The organism is Rhizobium sp. NZLR8 (assembly GCF_019685025.1).
GTDB lineage: Bacteria > Pseudomonadota > Alphaproteobacteria > Rhizobiales > Rhizobiaceae > Rhizobium.
In genome coordinates this window covers 132,994-154,808 of the sequence record NZ_JABDVY010000008.1, presented here as the reverse complement: position 1 = coordinate 154,808, position 21,815 = coordinate 132,994, and the positions used below count along the sequence as shown (strand labels likewise).

The 21,815-nt window shown below is 61.8% G+C and carries 12 protein-coding genes and 1 pseudogene; 7 read left to right on the top strand and 6 right to left on the bottom strand.

What is annotated here, in order from left to right; genetic code table 11:
* The 6 genes and pseudogenes from HJB89_RS19030 to HJB89_RS19010 all read right to left on the bottom strand — a co-directional run bounded on the left by HJB89_RS19030 (position 1) and on the right by HJB89_RS19010 (position 14,104).
* A complete protein-coding gene (locus HJB89_RS19030) occupies positions 1 to 5,124 on the bottom strand; it encodes a hypothetical protein (RefSeq protein WP_259672078.1) in 5,124 nt (1,707 codons plus the stop codon).
* Between the two features lie 189 nt (positions 5,125 to 5,313).
* A pseudogene (locus HJB89_RS33775) lies at positions 5,314 to 5,637 on the bottom strand (lysozyme inhibitor LprI family protein); the annotation flags it as partial.
* Between the two features lie 266 nt (positions 5,638 to 5,903).
* Positions 5,904 to 9,377: an AAA family ATPase gene (locus HJB89_RS19025; RefSeq protein WP_221150393.1), complete on the bottom strand. Its 3,474-nt coding sequence runs from the start codon at positions 9,375 to 9,377 to the stop codon at positions 5,904 to 5,906.
* On the bottom strand, positions 9,377 to 10,645 hold the full coding sequence (locus HJB89_RS19020) for a DNA repair exonuclease (protein WP_221150392.1): 1,269 nt from the start codon (positions 10,643 to 10,645) through the stop codon (positions 9,377 to 9,379). Before HJB89_RS19020 ends, HJB89_RS19025 begins: the two co-directional genes overlap by 1 nt.
* Before the next feature lie 198 nt (positions 10,646 to 10,843).
* A complete protein-coding gene (locus tag HJB89_RS19015) occupies positions 10,844 to 12,886 on the bottom strand; it encodes an SPFH domain-containing protein (RefSeq protein WP_221150391.1) in 2,043 nt (680 codons plus the stop codon).
* Positions 12,887 to 13,483: 597 nt separating this feature from the next.
* On the bottom strand, positions 13,484 to 14,104 hold the full coding sequence (locus HJB89_RS19010) for an SGNH/GDSL hydrolase family protein (protein WP_259672077.1): 621 nt from the start codon (positions 14,102 to 14,104) through the stop codon (positions 13,484 to 13,486).
* A gap of 148 nt (positions 14,105 to 14,252) precedes the next feature.
* Here HJB89_RS19010 and HJB89_RS19005 point away from each other — a divergent pair, with 148 nt between their 5' ends.
* Genes HJB89_RS19005 through HJB89_RS18975 form a run of 7 tightly spaced genes read left to right on the top strand, consistent with a single transcriptional unit; the run spans position 14,253 to position 21,772 of the window.
* Positions 14,253 to 15,284 (top strand): LacI family DNA-binding transcriptional regulator, encoded by a 1,032-nt coding sequence (locus HJB89_RS19005; RefSeq protein ID WP_221116153.1) that lies wholly within the window; start codon positions 14,253 to 14,255, stop codon positions 15,282 to 15,284.
* A 13-nt stretch (positions 15,285 to 15,297) separates the two neighbouring features.
* Entirely contained in the window at positions 15,298 to 16,899 is a 1,602-nt protein-coding gene (locus tag HJB89_RS19000) for an FAD-dependent oxidoreductase (RefSeq protein ID WP_207585928.1), read from the top strand.
* A gap of 28 nt (positions 16,900 to 16,927) precedes the next feature.
* Positions 16,928 to 18,211: a sugar ABC transporter substrate-binding protein gene (locus HJB89_RS18995; RefSeq protein ID WP_207585737.1), complete on the top strand. Its 1,284-nt coding sequence runs from the start codon at positions 16,928 to 16,930 to the stop codon at positions 18,209 to 18,211.
* 11 nt (positions 18,212 to 18,222) lie between these two features.
* Complete coding sequence (locus tag HJB89_RS18990; RefSeq protein ID WP_207585736.1) at positions 18,223 to 19,155, top strand: carbohydrate ABC transporter permease; 933 nt, start codon at positions 18,223 to 18,225, stop codon at positions 19,153 to 19,155.
* Entirely contained in the window at positions 19,145 to 19,987 is an 843-nt protein-coding gene (locus tag HJB89_RS18985; RefSeq protein WP_207585735.1) for a carbohydrate ABC transporter permease, read from the top strand. The genes HJB89_RS18990 and HJB89_RS18985 overlap by 11 nt, the downstream gene beginning before the upstream one ends.
* 19 nt (positions 19,988 to 20,006) lie before the next feature.
* On the top strand, positions 20,007 to 21,059 hold the full coding sequence (locus HJB89_RS18980; RefSeq protein WP_221150390.1) for an ABC transporter ATP-binding protein: 1,053 nt from the start codon (positions 20,007 to 20,009) through the stop codon (positions 21,057 to 21,059).
* A gap of 8 nt (positions 21,060 to 21,067) precedes the next feature.
* On the top strand, positions 21,068 to 21,772 hold the full coding sequence (locus HJB89_RS18975; protein WP_221150389.1) for a hypothetical protein: 705 nt from the start codon (positions 21,068 to 21,070) through the stop codon (positions 21,770 to 21,772).
* Positions 21,773 to 21,815 lie beyond the last annotated feature (43 nt).

Sequence of the window (21,815 nt, the reverse complement as noted above, 5' to 3'; positions counted from 1 at the left end):
TCACTTCGATCCCGTGGGTTTCAAACCGGCACGCTGCAAATAATCGCTGATAATTTCGGGCGGCGGACCTGCGGGCGGTGGTGACAATCCAACCACCGATGGCCTGACAATGAGCGCCGGTGCGTCCGCCGGTGCGCGCGCTTCCAATAGGTAAGATCCTGCGGCAAGCTGCTTCAGCTGATTGACCCCGTCGCCGAGCACCTGGCCTTTGGCATCCAGCAGTCGGCCGATGGCAAGGTCCGGATCGGAACGCAGGCCGACACCGATATTGCCGCTCTTCTTGACCTCGAAGCCGAACAAGGCTGTCGCGCCGGGTGCAAGCACGACCGGGGCTCCAATGCCGTCATTCACCGGGACGACCGCTGTTGCCGTCATATCCAGGCTGCCCGACAAGGGGCCCTCATGCGTGGAATAGAGCGTCAGGACTGCCTCGCCCGCCGCAAGATAGCGGTGGAATTCCGCTCCCGTCGGAAACAGCTGCAGGTCGCGGTGACCCTCTTGCTCCAGGCCGACAATGACCGGGGCGTCGGTGCTGACGTCAAGCACCATCGGTTGGGCCGGATCGAGGCGGAAGGCCATGGCCTCGCCCTCGAGCGTCACGCTCTGCGGCAGGGTCATCGATTTTGGTTCGGGTGTCGGCCAAGGCGACTTGCCGCCCCGTTCCAGCCACAGTGCTAAGAGACCGGCACCGTGATCGACAATCAGTTGCCCGGGTCCGGACACGGAAATCCTGTCACCACGCAAGACCCGGCCGTCGGCCCCGATAAAGGTCGCCGCGCCGCCGGAGACGTTCAGGACATCTCCTTTCATGGCATCAACCGCGATTTCTTCCGATCCGACCGTGCCGAAGAACCGGCGCTTGATCTGATCATTGCTGAGCGTAACGGCTTGGCCCGGTGACAGGCTGATGCGCGTCGAGCCGGCATCACCCGTCAGGTTGACGAGCCAGATCTCTTCGGTCGACGTCGCAATGCTGCGCGACAGGGGAGCCGCGCCGGACCAGACGTTCAACAATTGCGAGGCTGAAGGAGTGGAGACGACGGCGATCCCCGGCGCCAGGTCGAGGGTGAGCCGTTTCACCCCTGGTGCCAGCTTCACCGGCCGCGCGCTGAAGGCTGGAATGGTCGCCGTCAAGGTGCCATTCAGCTGCACCGCCTCGAGTTCGGCTGCATCGATTGGCTTAAGCCGCATCTGCAGGCTGTCATCGCTTGCGGCGTTCCAGATATGCAGATCCTGATTATCGGAGAGGGCGACCGCACTGTTGAGGCTGATGCCCATGCCGCGTCCGGCCGTCAGGCCCGGCTGTCCAAAAGCCGAATCCGCGCGCCACATTCTTACTTTGCCCGGCAAAGGCGGTGCGGCTGGGATAATTGCCTGATCTCCTGGCGCAAGCGTCAGCGCGATTTCTGCTTTGGGCTGTGCTGGGTTTACCTGCGCATGGCTCGTAGTGCGGGAGACCAGCCATAAACGATCCGATTGCGGAGCAAAAAGTCCCGGCATGGCCGCCGTGAGCGGACGGTCCGCAGTTGCGCCGACAAGCAGATCCGCAGCAGCGCCGAGGTCAACGAGACCGGCCGACGGGGCATGTGCGAGAGCAACGTTCAGGGAGAGATCAAGGCCATCGATGGCCACGGGCTCCAAGGCAATGTCGCCGGGCTCGCGCATATCGCGGGTAATGCTGCGCGCGGCGATTTTGATCGGTGCTGTTCCACCATCAAGGGTCCAAACCGATGCGCGCCATTGGATATCTCCCTCAGACGCCGGCCAGGCGATCAGCGGCGTGCGGCCACGGGCAAAGGCTTGCGGCTTCCAACTGCCGTCGGCGTCTCGTTTTTCGACCGAGAGAACCAGGTCACTGGTGGACTGGGCTACGACCAGCGCAAGTTGATCCTTCGTGTTGGCCGGCAAGGGAAACGTAAAGACGGAGGCGCCGTTGACCTCGGTGGTGCCGCTCTCGGTGAGTGCTGGCTGCGGCTGCTCCTGCGGCAGGGCAAACTGAACCTCGAGATCCCCAACATCGGCCTGATCGTCGCCTGGCTCCTGCTCACCGTCCCCGGAGTCTGTGTCTTGATCGTCGGAACTATCACCCGATTGGCTGCTGGCCGTACCCGACGCTGCCGCCTGATCAAGGGCCAGCGTATAGGATCCAGCCGGCAGAAGGGTGGAGAGCGCGATGTTCCAATCATCGCTGCGCCCCGTCAGGCGTTCGACGACGGTGCCATGCTCGTCCTTCAGCACGCCTTTGATTTCGCTGCGGCCGAACGTGCCGAGGCTGACGACACGGTCCTTGTCGACATTGAAGGAAAGCTCGGCGGGAAGGTTGACGAAGCGTGCTTCGCCCGGCTGCAAATCCTGGGTGTTCAGGGTAATCTGATAATCCAGTCGGTCATCATGGGCGAGGCTCATGAGATCAATGCGATAATGCCCGGCCTTCAACGTGCCGGTGAATTGGGGAGCGGCGACAAATCGGGCGATCTGGTCCTTGTCGTCGCGAAACAGAGCGCCGATCATGCCTTCGGTCAGGTCGATGCTGACATCGGCATCGGCAAGGAGATCAAACGTCCAGCTATCGGCAACGCGTGCATCACTTTTGCTCTGAGGCTCGCGCCACTGAAATGCTTGGGCTTGATTGAAGGCCAGCGGGTGTGGTCCGTGGCCCTGCAACTGCGGTGGGTCGATGACCGGTCTTAGCCGTGCGACAAACCGCGTGTCGACGTCGCGCGGCAGGATTACCAGGCGATAGTGCCCCGGGGTGAAATCCTGACTGAGCGTGGAAAGCGGGCCTGGCGCGGTGAGCGGCCATCCCTCCGCATCCTCGAGACGCGCGGTAAGGTCTTCGCCAAGGGAATAGAGATCGAGCTGATACGTTCCTGCAGTTGCGATCTCGATCGGCACGATGGCGCCGCGTCCGCCTGAGAGGGCCCCTCGGCTGGTGCCATCGGCGACCAGGCTTGCCGCGGTCAACAGCGAGGCCGGCGTAACGGAAACGCCAAGATGGCCGGAGGAATTCTGGGCGGAGACGTCGATCTGATAGGTCCCCGCGCGCAGATAGGTTTGCAGCAGCGCATTGTGGCCACCGCCATTGTCCGAAGCTTCCCCCAGTCCCGGCAGGAATGATGTGCCAAGGCTCAGTGATGTCTGCAAACGCCCAAGGGTTTCGATGCGGTAAAGCCCGCCCTCGGCAACCTCGAGCCGGTAGGATTTCTGTGCGTTTTCGGCGAGATCGAGAAACTGGCTTCGGCCGGCAATCAGCGGGGATGCGGGGGTCTGCGGTGCGATTTTCTGCGCCGCAGCAGCATCCGGCTGCCAGCTGACGACGATGGACCGGGCAGCGGCAGGGGCGGGGAAGCGCAGGGTCAACGTCCGGCCTTTTGCGTCGACGCGCTGGTTGCTGGTCGCAAAAGCGACGGATGTATTGTGCATGTCGACGGCGGCGATCGTTCCGCCGAGCGGCACGTGGATATCGATCTGCAGATCCGCTGCCGACGCCGGCCGCGACAGGGCGTTCGCATCGTCATTCGCGGCGCCTTTGGCCCGCGGCACGGGCGCCGGAATATTGGACATCGGCTGATCCGGCAAGGACTCCCGCAACGCCGAAGCATCGGTGGGCTGCCAAAGCGCCAGTGGTCGCCCCTGCAGATCGGCGGGCAGTGCCACCGCACGAGGTCCCGTCAGCAAACCGGGCGCGGCATTGGTGATGATCTGGTAGCGTGTGGCCTTTTCGGCTTCGCGGATGCCAAAGGAAATAGTGGTGCGTGCCGGAGCGGCGGGTTGGACCGGTGGGACGAGGCCCGGCGTGCCGAAGGAAAGGTCGAGGATGCCGACGGCATTGTTGTCAGGCAGCAGTCGCAGCAGATAATAGCCGGCGTCAAGATCGAAACGATCGGCATTGCGGCCATCGGCGCGCGGGGCATTGCCGACCAGAACCGGGCTGATGTCGGCATGCAGCGCAACGCCTGATGTGCGGATCGCGATCTGGCCTGCTTGCGTCATCTCGAACAGCAGCGATGTCGGCCCGCGCAAATTGAAGCGCCGCCGCCAAGCCTGGCCCGGGCCCAAATGAGGCAAGTCGGACGCGACGATGGTGGCTTTGCCACTGCTATCCTGGCGCACCAGCAAGGCCGTGGCCGGAATTTCATCGCCGCCTTCGCCGGCAACGTCGAGACTGATGAGATTGGGTACTGAGCCTTTAAATTGGGTCTCGGTGCTGAACCGAAGCCCCCGGAGCTGGAAATGCTGGCCTTCATAACCCGAGACTTCGACAATGCTCGGCTGGCTGTCTGACGAAAGCGAAAGCGTGGCTGTCGGTTCACGGCTAGCCTTGTCGATCGCGGCACTCTGAAAAGCTGTCGCCGTGCCGGAAATCCGACCGGCCCGGAGCACCGCCGCCGCCGATTGCGGCAGCTCCAGACGGAAAGTATCGAGATCTGCCGGCGCCTCAAAACGTATCGAGCCGAAAGGCCCGATGACATTTTCGGCAATCCCTCCGGCCAGCGAGATCTGCGTGCCGGCGCGAATGTGGAATGGCTCTGCGGCGTCCGAGTTGGTCCAGACAAGCTTCTGGCCGCCATAGGCCGTCACGAGGTAGCGGCCGGGCTCGACCGTTCCCGTCAGCGCGGCCCGGGTCATGGGGAGGCCCGGCTTCAGTTCGAAGATCGACATTTTCGGCGAGAGAGCGGCAATATCGGTGCCGTTTCGCCACAAGCGCAGATCCTGAAGCGAGCGTCCAACCGCCTCGATATCGACGCGTCCGGAATCGGGAATGTCGATCCAATAGGATCTTTGTTGCAGATCGCTTAGATCGGCATGGATGGGGGTCAGCGAGGTCAAAGCGGCGTCGGGCTGTTCAAGCTCCTGATAGGCTTGTGCGGTAAGCCTGACGTCGCCGGCAGCTCCTTTGGCTCCGAACACACGGATCTTGTAGGTGCCTTTGTCGAGCAGCGCATCGATCCGGCCGTCGCTGACGCCAGCTGCGCCCATACGGTCCCCCGGGCCTGCGATCATATCGACGAGCTGCAATGCCGCACCCGCGGCGCTCTGCGTGCGGATGGTAATATGGCCGGGCGTTTCGACCATCAGCAAGGTGCTGCCCTCTCGATCGGCAGGCAGTTGATCCAATGCCAAATGCGGCTGCGACACGAGCTGGGGCGGGGCTTTTACGGGCGCGGGTTGCGACACAGCTGCAGCCGACGGTGCTGGTGCATCTTGTGTCGCCGCCGCCTGTGTCTCCGACGCGGTTGATGGCGCAGGCTCGACGACAGATGCAGGCGGCTTCTGGCTCGGAGAAGCGCTCGCTGCCACAAGCGTCGCAAGACGCGTCTGATAGCGTGTTGTCAGGCATGCCGACAGCCGGACCGGATCGGTGTCTACACAGGATTTATTGCGGTCAGCCAACCAGAGGCGTTGCTTTTGGCGTAGATCGTCCAGCCTCGTCGGGTCGCCGTTGAGATCGGTCAATGCCTGCCGATAGGAGGCCGCCAAGGCGGTGTCCTCAGCAATCAAGGCAGGGGAGGCACAAATCGCCTTTTCAATGGCCGACTGCGCCTTGCCGCAATCAAAGGATTGCGCATGGGAGACCGCTGAGAAAAGACAGCCACTGAGGGCAACAAGCAAACGCAGGCGAAAGACGAAAGCCATGGATAACTCGTTTTTTTAAGTGGCCTGCGCCCTAAAGCGCTTGGCGATCTTTCAGATCGCTCCTCGCGCTTTAGGTCTTTGTTTTTACGCATGTCGTTAGCACAAAACCGCTGCACACTTTTGCGCGACATGCCTTAGTCAATATGAACTATCCTCGATCAAGACAAGAGCCGGTTGCAGCACGCCGAGAACCGCAATGCGCTAAATGTTTGGCGGCGGGACTGTGGAGCCTTTTCCGGCTTCCTCGAAGGCATTTCTTATGCCCGTTACGGCAGTTGATGTATCGTCACGTTCGAAACGACGTTCCGTGCGATCTCGCAGAGATGCCAGTGATGCGTGAGGTAGATGACCTGTCCGACCTTTGCCATTTCGCCGAGCAGGCGGAAGACTTCTTCGGAACGAGGATTGTCGAAGCTCTCCATAATGTCGTCGGCAACGAAGGGCACGGGCGGGCGAAGCGCTGCGAATTCCTCATAGCCTGCAAGCCGAAGCGCGAGATAGAGCTGGAACTGCGTGCCCGTCGACATCGCGTCCGCAAGCTTCGAGCCGGCATCGCGTGACACGCCGATCAGTATTTCCTTGTCGCGGTCGGGCTGGGTGGTCAGGCCGGAATAGTTGCCGCCGGTGATCAGGCGGAAGGCTTCCGATGCGCGTTTCATCATCGAGCTGCGATGTTTCTCGCGATAGATATGCAGCGCCTGCTCGGCCGCGAGCGCGCCGGCACGCAGCGTCAGATGCCGCACGGCCAGTTCCTCGATCTCAAGGAAGATGGTTCGCCGCTTGGCCTCGATCCGCGCCACCGCATCGTCTCCGCCGACGGCCTCAAGCTTCTGCCGTGCCAGCGACATGTCGGAGTAGAGAAGCTTCGCCCGCTCGGTAAGATCCTCGATCCGGGCGCCAAGCTCCATTGCATCGCGCTCGACGGCGCCGGCGTCGATATCGGCAAGGCGCCGTTCGGCCTCGGCGAAACTCGCAGCCCGCAATGCCTCGGTGATCTGGCCGCGCAAGGTGGCGGCCCGCTCCTCCAGCCGGTCCCGCTCCCGAGCCTGGTTCAAAAATGTTTCGACTGAGGCAAGCGAGTCCGTCCCGAAATAGCTGGTCAGTTCGTTCTTGCGGGCATTGTGAACGGCCAGTTCCTCCTCCAGCGCCCGTCGTTTCTCCCCTTGTTGTTCGAGATCCGCTTGCCGGTCTGCCCGAAGCTGCGCCGCGCGCCGCGCTGCCTCATGGCGTTCGACGAGCGTATTGGCAGAGGCGAGCGTATCCGCCGCCGACTGGCTGAGGCCGCATTCTGCGAGAAGACCAGAAATATCTCCGCGGAATTGCTCCTGGTCACGCTCCATCGCGGCAACGCGGCTTGCGAGGTCATGCCGCTCCTTCAGGATGGCTGGCAGCGTGCCCAGCACGTCCAGTATGGCGCGGACGGCGGCCATCGAGCCGGCCTTGTCGGCAAACCAGGTTCGCGACAGCGCCTCCGCCCATTCCCGGTCCCAGGCCGCTATGGTGGCTTCCGCCTCCTGCTGGTCGCGCTCGCGTTCCCTGACATCGCGGCTGAGGTCACCGATTGCCTTCTCATGCGCCTGCCGCGCCGCCAGCTCGGCTTTGCCGGCAGCGAGCATTTCATTCGCAGCCTGCATCAGGTCGGCGACCGGCAGATGGTCGGCGTCACCACGACCGGCATCCGCAAGGTCGGCCGCAAGTGTCGCGGCATCCCTGTTCAGTTCGAGGCGAAGCGCGGCCAATGCGTCTTCGGCTCGCTGCAGATCGTCCCAGGCGGCCAGCGCCGCGGACCGCTTGGTGCTCCATGCCGCGAGTGCTGCAATGCGCGCCGTGGCTTCAGCGTCGTATTCGATCGCGCCGGGCAGCAGACCACGGATGCGCTCGGCAAGCGCATCATGTTCGGCATGCGCCTCGGCGAGCAGTTCCCTTTGCCGTTCGATCGCTGCTGCCGTTGCCGCTTCCGTCTGGCGGAGTTGGCGAAGCTCGGCCAGTTCCTGTGCCCGCGACAGCCGGCCGGCGGACAACATGTCGTCCTGGCGCATCCGATCCTCGAATGTCCGGGCCGTGGCGGCATTCAGGCTGGCAAGATGCGCCTGCCAGGCGGCATCGCGTTCATCGCGTCGCCTCGTGGCCTCGCTATCGTCGATCGAACCGCCGGCGACGAAGGCCGCGATCCGGGCTTTGGTCAGCGCCTGTTCGGTGCCGAGATCGCGCAACCGGGCCTGGTGATCGGCGATCCGCTTGTCGATCGAGGTCGCCTGGCCACGCCAGGCCTCGATCTGGCGAGGCTCCGCCGCGGGCGTCCGTTGCAGCGCCGCGGCATCGCCGGTCCAGGGTGCGAGCTGTGCAAACTGGTTCTCCTGTATTCGCTTCACCTGGACAAGTGTACGTTCTTCCAAGGTGAGCCGCACTGCCAGATCAGACCCCGTGAGCCGGCTCAGGGCGGCCTCGATGCGGCCAAGACGCGCGGGATCTGGGACCGCAGCTGCATTTTTCCAGCCGCCTTCCTCGCCCAGCCTTTCGAGATTCTCGCGCGCTCGCACCCGTTCGCGACCCGCGGCAGCCAGTTTCGCCTCGACGCCGGAGCGTCGTTCGATGAGATCGCGGACGGTGCCGATCAGCGAGGCGGGCAGCAGCAGTGCTTCGGGCGTCGCATGGCCCGGCTGTTCGAGATCGGCCAGAAGCCGGACCAGCACACCGTCCTGTTCGGCCAGCGCCCGCCGGCGCTTCGGCAGGTCGCTGTCGGCCGCGAGATGGCGAACCCGCCCCTGGTCCAGCAGGTCCATATGCGCAGTTAGCGTCAGCGCCTTGTGATCGATGGCGATCGCCTCGATCTCGTCTGTAAGCTGGCGCAGCGTGCGGTCGGCGATTTCGACAAGCGCCTGCAGCCGCGTCTCATCGCGGGAAAGCTGCGGCAGGAGCGCGAACCATTCGGACGGCGGCCGCGGCAGATCGCCCATGTCGGCCGCATCTGTGTCCAGCCGCCGGAGCTCCAGCGCCGCGGGCAGGGCGCCGAGAAGGCGCGTCAGTTCCTGATGCCGGGCCTTGGCCTCGGCCAGTTCTCGCGTGGTCGCGATATAGGCGGCATCGGCCTGCTCATGGGTCGATTTCAGCGCCGAGTAGGCGGAGGCCAATGTGTCGATGGCATTGCGCTCGGCCTTCAACGCTTCGAGCGCGCGCTTGAGTTCGGCAAGCTTCGTGCTCGACGACCGCTTCCTATAGATCACATTGGCTTCGTCGGCGGCGGAAACCAGCGAACGGCTTAAGCCTGCGAGGCCGGAACTTGCCGAGAATAACAACTCGCCAAGCTCGCCCTTGCTCTGGATGATGGCGTTGCCGCCCTCTTTCAGCGACTGGTCGTCGAGTGAGAACATCGTGCGATAGGCCTCGCGGCCGATGCCGCCGAGTGCGCCGGCCAGGAGTGCCTCGTTCACAGCTTGCCCCCGATCGTCGACGAGGCTGCCGGTCCGGAGCTTGAGCCGCGCCAGCTCGTATTCCTCGCCATCGAATTCCAGTCGGGCGCCGACCTTCATCGTGTTGTATGGATGCAGGAAATTGTAGGTGCTGCGCTCACCTATGCCGAAGAGCAGATCGAGATAGGCGGCGAAGGTGGTCGACTTGCCCGCTTCGTTCAGGCCATAGACGATGTGCAAGTCGGGCGAACCCGGACGGACCGCGCCGAAATCGATCGAGTGGTCGGTGAACTTGCCATAGCGGGTGAGGTCCAGCCGTCGGAGGCGCATCAGCTTTCCGCCCGGTCCGCGGCCTTCATCCGGGCGGCAATGTCCTCGGCGCCGTCGGTGAGAAGGCTGTCGATGAAGCGTTCGAAGCCCGCCTCGTCAAGCCCGGCGAATGCTCGGCTCTCGGGCGGCAGGTCGGCGAGCAGGTCGCGAACCACCTCCCTGATATCGTCGCGAAACCCGCTGCGGGCGATGACCTCGTCCCGCATCAACGCACCGAGTTCGACGACGGGATCGGCGGCGGAAGCATCTGCGAGGGGCAAGGGTGCTTCGAAGGCGAGTTCCAGCTTCTCGATCCAGGTCCGGCCGATCCGGTCGCCGCGCTGCTCGGCTTCCGCTTGCATGAGGTCGATGTCACGCCGAAGCTGCCAGGCAAGCTGGGTGCGGCCGGAAAGCCTCAGGCGCGCGACGAGATGCGCCGAGGCCGTGCGGTCGCGCTGTGCTGTCAGTGCCGCTTCGATCGCCATAGCCGCATCACGCCAATCATCGACACCCGTCAGATCGACATCGATCCGCTCGAACTGCGCGACGCTGGTGAGCCGCTCCTCGACCGCCACGGTCCGGTCGTCCGCCACGGTCACCAGCGATACGGTCTTGACGCCCGACTCGTTGATGTCGCGGCCCTGCGGCATACCAGGCATGATGACCGTCGCCGTGCCGGGATGCTGGCTGCGCTGGTGAAGATGGCCGAGCGCCCAGTAGTCGAATCCCGAGGCGTGAAGGTCGAGCACGTTGCAGGGCGCATAGACGTCATGTCCGGCGGATCCGGCGAGACTCGTATGCATGATGCCGATATTGACCGCGCCCGTCACCGGCGGCTTGAACTTCGGCAGAAGCGAGTCTGGCGCTTGCGGCTTGGCGAAGCTCAGGCCGTGGATCGCGACCGACAGGTTACCCTTCGTGGCCTCCACGATCTCGGCGTGGCCGCCGAAGATCTTCAGCGTATCGGGCATCACCAGTTCCTTGGCGATCTTCGACATCGCATCGTGATTGCCGCGGATCTTGAAGACGTGAATCCCCGCTCGGTGCAACCGTTCCAGCTGGCTTGCCAGGAAGCGTGCCGTCTTCATCGACGTCTGATCGCCATCATAGAGATCGCCGGCGATGACGAGCGCATCGACCTGTTCCTCAAGGCACAGGTCGACGATCGCCACCAGCGCCTGCCGGCTGGCGTCGCTCACGAGATCGGCCAGTTCCGCATTGCGAAGAGCCAGGGAACGCAGGGGAGAGTCGAGATGGAGATCGGCAGTGTGGACGAAACGATAGGCCATGAATACAGAAATGGTGTTGCGATAGGACGGTGTAGCAGCTGCCGGCTGACAGATAAACGCGCGATTGTTGTCGCTTGGCAGTAAAAGGTGAGAATGTGCAGCGAGCGTCGATGGCCATGACGGCAGTGGTCTCGTCGCGATCGCAGCCTTTTGGTCGGGCGGCGGCAAAATAGGCCGGCATTGCCGGCCCATCCACAATCACTGCTGCTCGATCGGCGTCGGCACCGCAGCCGGTGAAGCCGGCCGTCCAAGCCGATCGGCGACCAGCATCGACAGCATCATTTCGACGAGACCATTGGTGGCGCCCTTTTCGCCGCCACCGCCGACCTGAATCTGCGGCACGAGCGGCAGCCTGCCGTTTTCGATTGCTTCGGCAAACCGCATGAGGACTTGCGAGTGGAGCTGATAGTCCGGTCCACCGAAGGCCGCGACCTTCTTCTCCGTCGCCTCGGCTTCCGCCAAGCCGATGGCGCGCACCTTTTGGGCATCGGCAAAACCGGTCGCCTTGATGCGTTCGGCATCGGCAAGCGCGATGGCCTTGATCCGGTCGGCTTCGCCGAGGCCGGCGAGGCGCACCTTCTCAGCTTCGGCCTTGGCTGTGACCTGAATGGTCTCTGCCTGCTGACGGGTGCGGGCGAGTTGCGCCTTGCCTTCGTTCTCGCTGATCTCGATGGTGAGTGCTGATGTCGTGATCTTGGCCTGCTGTTCGGCCAGCGCTTCCTTCTCGCGCAATGTGCGCTCCTGGACCGCCGCGGCTTCCTGCAACTTATAGGTCTCGACCTTTTCAACGGCGATCTGACGTTCGCGCAGCTGGATCAGGATCTGCTCGATGCTGTTCTGGCCATTGTTGGCCCGCGGCGTACCGATCAGCACTTCCTGCAGTTCGAGGCTGTAGGAGGTAAACTTCTCGCGCATTTCGTCGCCGGATTTGCGCTGGATTTCGCTGCGTTCCTGCAGCAGTTCGATCAATGTCTTGGTCTGGGCGATATTCTTGAAATAGGCCGAGACCATCGGATCGAGCGTCTGTTCGACCAGCCGTTTGATATCGCCGAAACGCTGCACGACGAGGGGCGCCTTCATATAATCGATATGCACGACGACCGAGAGCGGCAGCACGGGTTCGAACGCGTCCTTGGTGATCAGCGATACTTCGGAAAGATTCTCATCCAGCCTGTGCTCGCCGAACTGTTCCTTCGTCCACTTCAGCACGAAGTTGGTGGTTGGCACGATGATGATATTGCCGGCAAAGGTATTGAACGCATATTTGCCCGGCAGAAGCGGCGTCGACCAGACACCGCGTGCGCCTGTCTCGACCAATTCGCCATGACGATAGGATTGGCCGGAAATATCGGCGCTTCGCCGGCCGGTATAGGAGACGACGACACCCACCGTGCCAACGTCGATGATCGTCTTCTCCACAAGTTCGACGGTCGCGAAGATGCGGTTGAGGAAATAACTGCCATCGGCAAGCACCTGCAATTGCCGGCCGCGATAACCGCCGGCATTGAGAAACTTCTCCGGATCCTGAAAATTATTGTGGAAGTTCGGATCCTTTGGGTTGTTGGCAACAGTCGGCGCAATGATCTCGCCATCCGGCAGCGCCGGACCGTCATGGATGGTGACGATGCCGATCAGGTCCTCGGCGTCGTGAATGACGACGGGCTCGAAGCCATTCCGCCCGCTAATCAGCGTCGACATGTCGGCAAACAGTCTTTGTTCCGACGCGTTCAGGTTGACGGCGTAGTTCGATTGTGCGGTCAGCACGATGAACTGCACGAGATTAATGGCATAGGTGCCTTCGCGCAGGATCTTGCGTTGTGGCCCCTTCTGGCCGCCCTTTGTGAGAAAGCCGCGCACATCCTGAAAATCACCGGCTTCGATATTCGAAGCAAGCGTCTGGGTCGGCGGCAACGGCTCGCCGTCACGGGCGAAGACATAGCCGATCTGGCCCTGCGGAATGGTTACGAGATTGGCGCGATGCATCGAATATTGGAACGGCATGAAGAAATGCAGGCCGCCGCGCACGACTTCCGGCTGGAAGCCGGCCTCACCGTAGAGCGCAATGAAGCCATTCTCAACGGAGCCGCGAAAACTCCATAGCTTTTCGAGAATGCCGAGCCTGTCGTTGGGGATATAGCGGATCACGCCGCTCCACCGGAACAGGATTGCCACCACGATGATCGGGACGGCGATTTCGATCGCCTTCCACCCCATCGGACCAAGATATTGCAGGTTTTCCATCTTTTCTCTCGTATGGGCGCACGGGTTCGTCCACCCGATGGCCGCCCGGTTGGTGTTGGTTGATAAGACGGGGAGATGGCGCGCCTATTTGCTCGAGGCACTACAGCGCCGCGCGTCTTTTCCGACGCGCAAAGGACGTTGTAGCACTTTGAATTGCTGCATAATTTTGTCCTTGGATCGATTCCGATCTAAGGAATTATGCAGTAAAGGTGCATCGAACGCTTGGGCTGCTCATTGTCTGGGAAAAATGACCTCGCGTCCCAAGTCCCCAATGAGGGGCGGCGTGGTCGTGAATGCTCTCACATCGGTGTCGCCTTGATAGACATGACGATGGACGACGTAATGATTGCGCCTATAGGTTTAAAGACGTCCAATGCGGAAATCGGATAAGTACTTCCGACGATTTTGGTATTTCGAGCATTCAATTCTTCTAAATTATACCTGGCTCTCGAAATCCACATAAATAAAGGGGCTTTTGGTTTCTTCGATAACTCAAGAAATCGAAATTCGGTTCCGGCTTCTCGATCCCCCGATCAGCGGCATGCGTCGCGCTTGGTCGCGCTCCAGACAGAGACCGTGCTGCCCTTGCTTGATGCGCTATGACCGATCCGCATTTGTAAAGGCGTCGAAGATCGCGCGATGTCCGGCATCGTTCGGATGGACCATATCGGCGGAGGTCAGGTCGCCATCGCCGTGCGCCTTCATGTTTTCGTAGACAGGTGCATAGAAGAGCGAGAAGCGTCGCGCCAGCTTGCGCACGACTTCGACATACCCTTCGAAACCCATGCGCGTCTGGCTCGTGAAGCCGGTGCTGCCGACTAAGAACCCGGCATCCGGGAGGTAGGGTGGGCTGCCGATCGCCAGCCGTTCCGCGTGCCCCGCCGCGATCAACTTTTCCAGCATCGTCGCGTAGTCGCGGCTGAAGTTTCGGACGTTCATTGTGTCGGGAGCGGCGGTATAACGGGCGTCGTTATAGCCGTACAAGATGAGGATCGCATCACGGTGCGGCGCATCCAGAAGCACTTTCTCGAAACGGCCGATGCCATTGTCCGGTCGCGGGTTTCCGTCCGCCAGCTGAGATCCTTGCAGCACGGTGCCGGGGATGGCGTGGTTGCGGATCGGGAGACAGTCGACTGCCTCGGCAAACAAAGCCGGCCAGGCAAGGTGCGGCTGGCTGGCGTTGAAGCCAGCGGTGATGCTGTCGCCAAACACGCGCATGCCGGAAATTCCAAGCGATCTCAAATGCTCTCCAAAACCCACCGATCTCCCCAAATTTTCGCGCTTGACAGCCGCCGTCCTCATCCTGTTAATACGTATTAGCTGCTAATACGTATTAACAGTCAAGAGTCGATCGGGAGAACACTGCGTGGCAAGTCCTAAGCGCTTGACTCAGCATGATATTGCCAAGCTTGCGGGCGTCAGTCAGGCAACCGTTTCGCTTGTGCTGAACGGCGCGCCGACCGCTCTTGCGCGTATCCCGCTGGAAACCCGCGAGCGCGTCCAACAGGTCATTCGCACGACTGGTTACGTTGCGGACCCGATCGCCCGACGGATGGCCAAAGGCCTCAACCGTATCCTCGGCGTCTTCACCTATGAACCGGCTTTCCCGAGCGAACAGGCAGACTTCTTCACGCCTTTCCTGCTCGGCATTGAGGAAGAGGCGCAGGCGCAGAACTACGACCTGTTGCTTCTTACCGGCGCCGGAGTCGGCAACGACCGCAAGATTTTTGCCGACGGCAACCGGTTGAGAATTGCCGACGGCTGCCTCGTGCTCGGCCGCGAATTCGACCGCGCGGAACTCAAGCGCCTGGTTTCCGGCGACTATCCCTTCGTGGCGATCGGCCGACGCGAGGACGCTGGCGGACCCGTTCCTTATGTTGGCGGCGACTACGCGACCGGCACCCGTGCGCTGGTCGAAAAGGCGAGGGCGCTCGGACATGAGAAGCTGGCCTATGTCGGCCCTAACGGATCGGCCGAATCCGTTGTCGACCGCTGGCACGGCTTTGCCGCGGCGGTTGCCGAGGGCGCCGAGTTGGTCTTGCATGTCGATGATGTCGGCAGGTCGGCCGGCGAAATTCTCGATACCATCCTTACCTGTGGCGCAACCGCCGTCTTCTTCGTCGAACTGGCGGACGCGGTGCGGGTCGAGGCGGTGGCCCGCGAGCGAGGGTTGTCGGTACCGGATGATTTTTCCGCTGTCGTGCTCGGCCGCCACGTGCGGGCCGGACGCAGCCATGTGCAGTTCACCTCCTTCAATATTCCTCGCGAAGAGATGGGGCGGCAGGCGACCGCCATGCTGGTGCGTCGCATCGAGGGGGCGATCCCGATTGAGCAAGTTCTTCTGACGTGTGAACCGGTCGAGGGCGAAACCCTCGGACCCGCAAAGAAACGGAATTGAGAACGTGAAAGAAATGCAAGCGGATATCCTGATTGTCGGCGGTGGTCTCGGTGGCGTGGCGGCTGCGCTTGGCGCCTGCCGGGCTGGCCGCAGTGTCATCATGACCGAGGAATTCGACTGGATCGGTGGTCAGTCGACCAGCCAGGGCGTGCCGTCGGACGAGCATAGCTGGGTCGAGCAGTTTGGCATCACTCGCTCGTATCGCAAGCTGCGCAACGGCATCCGCCAATATTACCGCGACAACTATCCGCTTACCGAAGGCGCGCGCGCCTGGGGCGACCTCAATCCCGGCGCCGGCTGGGTCAGCCGCATCTGCGCTGAACCGCGGGTCAGCCTGGCGGTGATGGAAGCCATGTTGATGCCCTATCGGGGTGCCGGCCGCCTGAAGTTGCTGCAGCCCTACCGTCCGGTCGGGGCCGATGTCGATGGTGATATGGTTCGTTCCGTCACCGTCCGTCACCGCGACACGGATCTGGAGATCACCATTTCCGCAGCTTATATCCTCGACGCCACCGAACTCGGCGACCTCTTGCCGATGACCGAGACGGAGTATGTGAAGGGTTTCGAGGCGCAATCCGACACCCGCGAACCGAGCGCGCCGCCTGAAGCCCAGCCGGATAACGTTCAAGCCGTGTCGGTCTGTTTCGCGGTCGATTGCGTGGATGGCGACCAGACGATCGACAAGCCGGAAAACTACGACTATTGGCGCGAATACCAGCCGCATTTCTGGGGCGGGCCGCTGCTCGGCTTCACCGCGCCGCATCCGCGCACGCTGGAATTCACGACACGCTCCTTCACGCCTAATGTTGACGATGATCCGCTGGCCGTCGATGCCGACCAGCGCAAGGGCGGTGGCGACGAAAACCTCTGGCTCTTTCGTCGCATCGCAGCCCGGCGCAACTTCCAGCCCGGTTTCTACCAGTCGGACATCTGCTTTGTGAACTGGCCGATGATCGACTACATGGACGGCACGATTATCGACGTATCGGAAGAGGAAAAAGCACGGCACCTGAAGTCGGCAGCCGACCTTTCCTATTCGGTCTTCTACTGGCTGCAGACGGAAGCGCCTCGTTTCGACGGCGGCCAGGGCTACCGCGGTCTCCGACTTCGCGGCGACATTACCGGCACGGAACATGGTCTTGCCATGGCGCCCTATATCCGCGAAAGCCGCCGCATCAAGCCGGTCACTCGCATTGTAGAGCAGGACCTGTCTTATTCGGTGCGCGGCACAAAGGGCGCGGTCAACTACCGCGATAGCGTCGGCATCGGCATGTACCGCATCGACCTTCACCCCTCGACCGGCGGCGACAACTATATCGACGTGCCGTCCTGCCCGTTCGAGATCCCGCTTGGTTCACTCCTGCCGCAGCGAATGAAGAATCTCATTGCCGCCGGCAAGAACATCGGCACCACCCACATCACCAATGGCTGCTACCGCTTGCACCCTGTCGAATGGAACATCGGCGAAGCTGCCGGCATGCTGGCAGCCCATTGCCTGGAGAAGGGGCTTACGCCGCACCAGGTTCAGGAAAACGATGAGCAACTCCACGATTTCCAGCGGGAGCTTAGGCGCGAAGGCATCGAAATGCGCTGGCCGGACGTCTCGGCATACTGATTAACCCATCTTTGGAGGAGGAACGGGAATGAACTATCACAGGACCCTGAGATCGGCCGTCGCGGCATTGGCGCTCGCCGCGCCATTCGCATGGCATGGCATCGCCAATGCCGAAGATGCGATCAACCTGCGCATGACGATCTGGAGCGCCAACGAGGCGCATCTGAAGCTCTTCAACGAGATCGCCGCGGGCTTTTCCAAGGATCATCCGAATGTGAAGGTGACTTATGAGTCGCTGCCGTTCGACACCTACACGACCGCGCTGACCACCCAGATCGCCGGCGGCAATGCGCCTGATATGGCCTGGATTTTCGAGACCGCAGCCTACGACTTCGTCAACTCCGGCGCGCTTTACCCGCTTACCGATGTGTTGAAGGCGACCAAGGGCTACAATGCCGAAGAACTGATCCCCACGGCGGCCGAACGCTGGACCAAGGATGGCAAGCTTTACGCCTATCCATTTTCAACCTCGCCGTTTGCGATGTTCGTCAACAACGACGTCATCAAGGCGGCTGGCGCCAAGACGCCGGCCGAGATGATTGCCGCCGGGCAATGGACCTGGGATAACGTGATCGCCACGGCCTCGGCCGTCGGCCAAGGGGATAAGGTGCCGGGCAAGGGCGGCTTGATCGTGCGCGACTTCAATTACCAGATCTGGCAGAATCTCGCTTCGGTCTGGAACGGCTGGGGCGCTTCGCCCTGGAGCGCCGATGGCAAGACCTGCACGATCACCGAAAAACCCATGGTCGATGCGCTGACTTTCATCCACGACGCGATCTTCAAGAAGAAGGCGATCCCGGGTCCCGGCGAAAACGTCGATTTCTTTGCCGGCAATGCGGCGATGACCATCACTCAGATCAGCCGCGCCTCGCTCCTCCCGAAGGACAAGCCGTTCTCTTGGGATCTGGTGCCGCTGCCGAAGGGGCCGGCCGGCGAATATTCGCTGATCGGTCAGGCCGGCGTCGGCGTCATGCAGGCCGGCAAGAATGCCAACACCGCCGCCGAATTCGTCGCCTATATGACCAATCCGGAAAACTCGGCCAAACTCAGCCAGTTCTTCCCCTCGGCCCGCAAGTCGCTGCTGAACGCAGATGTGCTCAAGAAGACCAACCCGCTGCTCAGCCAGGAGCAGATCGGCAAGGTTGTCATCTCCGGCATCGCCACCGGCAAGGTCATTCCCGGTCATACCGGCTTTGCACAAATCCAGCAGGCGGTGCGCTCCGGGCTTGATGCCGTCTGGCGTCCGGATGCCGATATTCCCGGCACGCTCCAGAAGATCTGCGGCCAGATCGGCCCACTGCTGAAGCGCTAAGAGGTAAGGTGATGGCTGTCGCACGGGATCATATACGCTCGGAAGGCCGTGCCTCATCGCCCTTCTGGACGATCGGACGGCGCGACAGCCTCGCCGGTTTCCTTTTCATCGCCCCGCAGCTGATCGGCATCATTGGGTTCGTGCTGATCCCGCTCGGGCTTGTCTTCTGGTATTCGCTCCACGAGTGGAACGTGCTCGCCAATACCTTCACCTATACCGGCACGCAGAACTATCAGATGCTGATCGAGGACACGAACCTCCTCGAAGTGCTGGGCGCGACCGCGATCTTTTCTGCCGGGCTGGTGATCCTCAACATGGCGCTGGCGTTGCTGCTCGCGGTGCTTCTCAACCAGAAGCTCGCCGGCATCACCATCTTCCGCACGCTGTTCTTCTCGCCGGTCGTGGTGTCGCTGGTCGCGTGGACGATCGTCTGGGGTTTCCTTTTGCAGAAGAACGGCGGCATCAACGGCATGTTGCAGCTCGTCGGTATCGAAGGGCCGAACTGGCTGCGTGAGGAAACGACCGCGATGATCTCAGTGATCGTCGTGCAGGTTTTCAAGAATGTCGGCCTCAACATGATCCTGTTCCTGGCGGCCCTGCAGGGCGTGCCGAACGAACTCTACGAGGCCGCCCGCATCGACGGTGCGCCGCGCTTCAAGCAGTTCCGTCGCATCACCCTGCCGTTGATCAGCCCGACCATCCTCTTGACCTCGATCATCACCATCGTCGGGTCGCTGCAGGTTTTCGCGCAGATTGCCGTTCTGACCCAGGGTGGACCGGGAATATCGACGACGGTGCTGGTCTATTACCTCTATCAGCAGGCCTTCCAGTTCCATCTCTTCGGCTACGGCTCGACGCTGTCGATCTTGCTCTTCGTCATCGTCGCCGCCCTGACCTTTGCCCAATGGCAGATGCGCAAGAGGATTGTCTTCTATGAAAGCTGATCTCTCTCCGCGACTGAAAACGTTTGTCTACGGGCTGATGTGCGTGCTGCTAATCCCCTTCGTCTTCCCGACCTGGTGGATGGTGACATCCTCGGTGAAGCCGATCAGCGATATCTTCGCTTTTCCGCCGCGTCTCATCCCGGAGAGCTACGACTGGACGACCTACAGCAAGGTGTTCGAATTGCAGCCCTTCGTGACGCAATATTGGAACTCGGCCTATATCGCCGGGGTTGTGACGGTTGGCACCATGGTCGTCTCCTCGATGGCGGGCTACGCTTTCGCGCGCATCAGATTTCCCTTCGCCAACGCGATCTTCATGATCGTATTGCTCGGCCTTCTCATTCCGTCGGAAGTGACGATTGTGCCGCTCTTCCAGATGTTCCTGAAGGCGGGCATGGTAAACACCCACTGGCCGTTGATCCTCGTGCCGATCTTCGGCGCGCCGAGCGTTTTCGCCACCTTCGTGATGCGGCAGTTTTTCGTGACACTGCCGGCGGAGCTGGAGGAAGCGGCGCGCGTCGATGGCCTCGGCCGCTTCAAGATTTTTCGGAAGATCGCACTGCCGCTGGCAAGACCGGCGCTTGCATCGGTCGCGATATTCACCTTCCTGCATTCCTGGAACCTGTTCCTCGAACCGATCGTGTTCCTCTCAAGTGCCGACAAGTTCACCCTGCCGCAGGCGCTTACCCAATACACCGACGCCTATGGCGGTCCCATGTGGAACATCCAGCTCGCCGCCGCGACGCTGACGGCGCTTCCCGTGCTCATCGTCTTCATCATCGCGCAGAAGCAATTCGTCGAAGGGCTCGCGCATACCGGCCTCAAGGGCTGAAGAACCCGGAAATCGAATGATGGCTGAAGTTACCCTTTCCCGCGTCCGAAAGAATTATGGTGCCTTGGGCATCATCCACGACGTCACCCTCGAAATCGAAGACGGCGAGTTCGTCGTGCTTGTCGGACCCTCCGGTTGCGGCAAGTCCACTTTGCTCCGGATGATCGCCGGGTTGGAGACGATCACCGCTGGCGACGTCCGCATCGGCCGGCGCGTGGTGAACGAGCTCGATCCAAAGGATCGCGACATCGCCATGGTCTTCCAGAATTATGCGCTCTATCCGCATATGACGGTCGCGACGAATATGGGGTTTTCGCTAGAGCATCGCGGCATCAAAAAGGCCGCGATCGAGGAGCGGGTGAATTGGGCGGCCGATATCCTTGGGCTGTCGCATCTGCTCGACCGTTATCCGCGCCAGCTTTCGGGCGGGCAACGGCAGCGCGTCGCCATGGGCCGAGCGATCGTCCGCGATCCGCAGGTGTTTCTGTTCGACGAGCCGCTGTCGAACCTCGATGCCAAGCTGCGCGTCGTGATGCGCGGCGAAATCAGGAGCCTGCACCAGAAACTCAAAACCACGACCATCTACGTCACCCACGACCAGGTGGAGGCGATGACCATGGCCGACAAGATCGTCGTGCTCAACGGCGGCCGGGTTGAGCAGATCGGCGCGCCGCTCGATCTCTACGACCGGCCGGCCAACCAGTTCGTCGCGGGTTTCATCGGGTCGCCGGCCATGAATTTCCTGACCGGCACAATCACCTCGGGCGGTTTCGCGGCACCGGGTATCCTGCTGCCGCTGCCGGAGGCGGCCGAGGAATTCAGGGGCCGCAACGCGGTTTACGGCATTCGTCCCGAACATTTCGCCCTCGACGAGCAGGGCGTGCCCGCGGAAATCATCCTGGTCGAGCCGATGGGTTCGGAAACGCATATGACGGTGAAACTCGGCGATACGACGGTCACCTGCGTTTTCCGCGAGCGCGTGTCACTCTCGCCCGGCGCGATGATCCGCGTGCGGCCAGAACTTGCCACCGTCCATCTCTTTGCGGCCGATGATGGCCAGCGGCTGAATTGAGATCCAACATGGATGCCTATCCTGAAACCAAACTCACCAAGGCGCTGCGAGGTGGCGACTTTCCGGTCATCGTCTCACTTGCGCGTCATGACCTTGATCTCGCCAGGGCGGCGTTGAGGGCAGGGGCCTTTGCGCTGAAAGTGCATCTCAATGCCTACCACCGCGCGACCGGCACCACCTTCGGCAGCTTCGCGCAAGAGCGGCCCTTCTTCGAGAAGCTCGCCACGTTGGGCGTGCCGCTCCTTGTCATGGCCGGGCAGACGAATGTGCCGAGCGCGCAGGAGATGGATGCGCTCGCCGCTCTCGGCTTCGAGGGCTTCAACATCTATATCAGCGACATGCAGCCCCATCTCTGGCAATCGAAGCTTCGGCCGATGCCGGCGCTCGGCGAAAGGAGCACCGAGGAGGAATTTCGCAAAATCCTCAAGATTCCGGGCGCGATGATGGAAGCCTCTATTGCTGCCTTCGCGGACTACGGCAAGCCGCTCGATGAGACCGATCTTGCCCGCTACAGAGCGATTGTCGCCAAGGCCGGCATCCCGGTCATTGCGCCGAGCCAGAAGAAATTCACGGCCGAGGATATGCCAAAGTTGAAGGCGGCCGGCATCGCTGCGGCGCTGCTCGGCGTCATCGTCACCGGCACGACGCCGGAAAGCATGGAAGCCGCTGTTCGGCCGATCGTGGAGAGCGCAAGGCGCTTGGCCGGCAGTTAATCCTTGCCGACAAGCAACCCATGCGGATCAGATGGAAATTCAG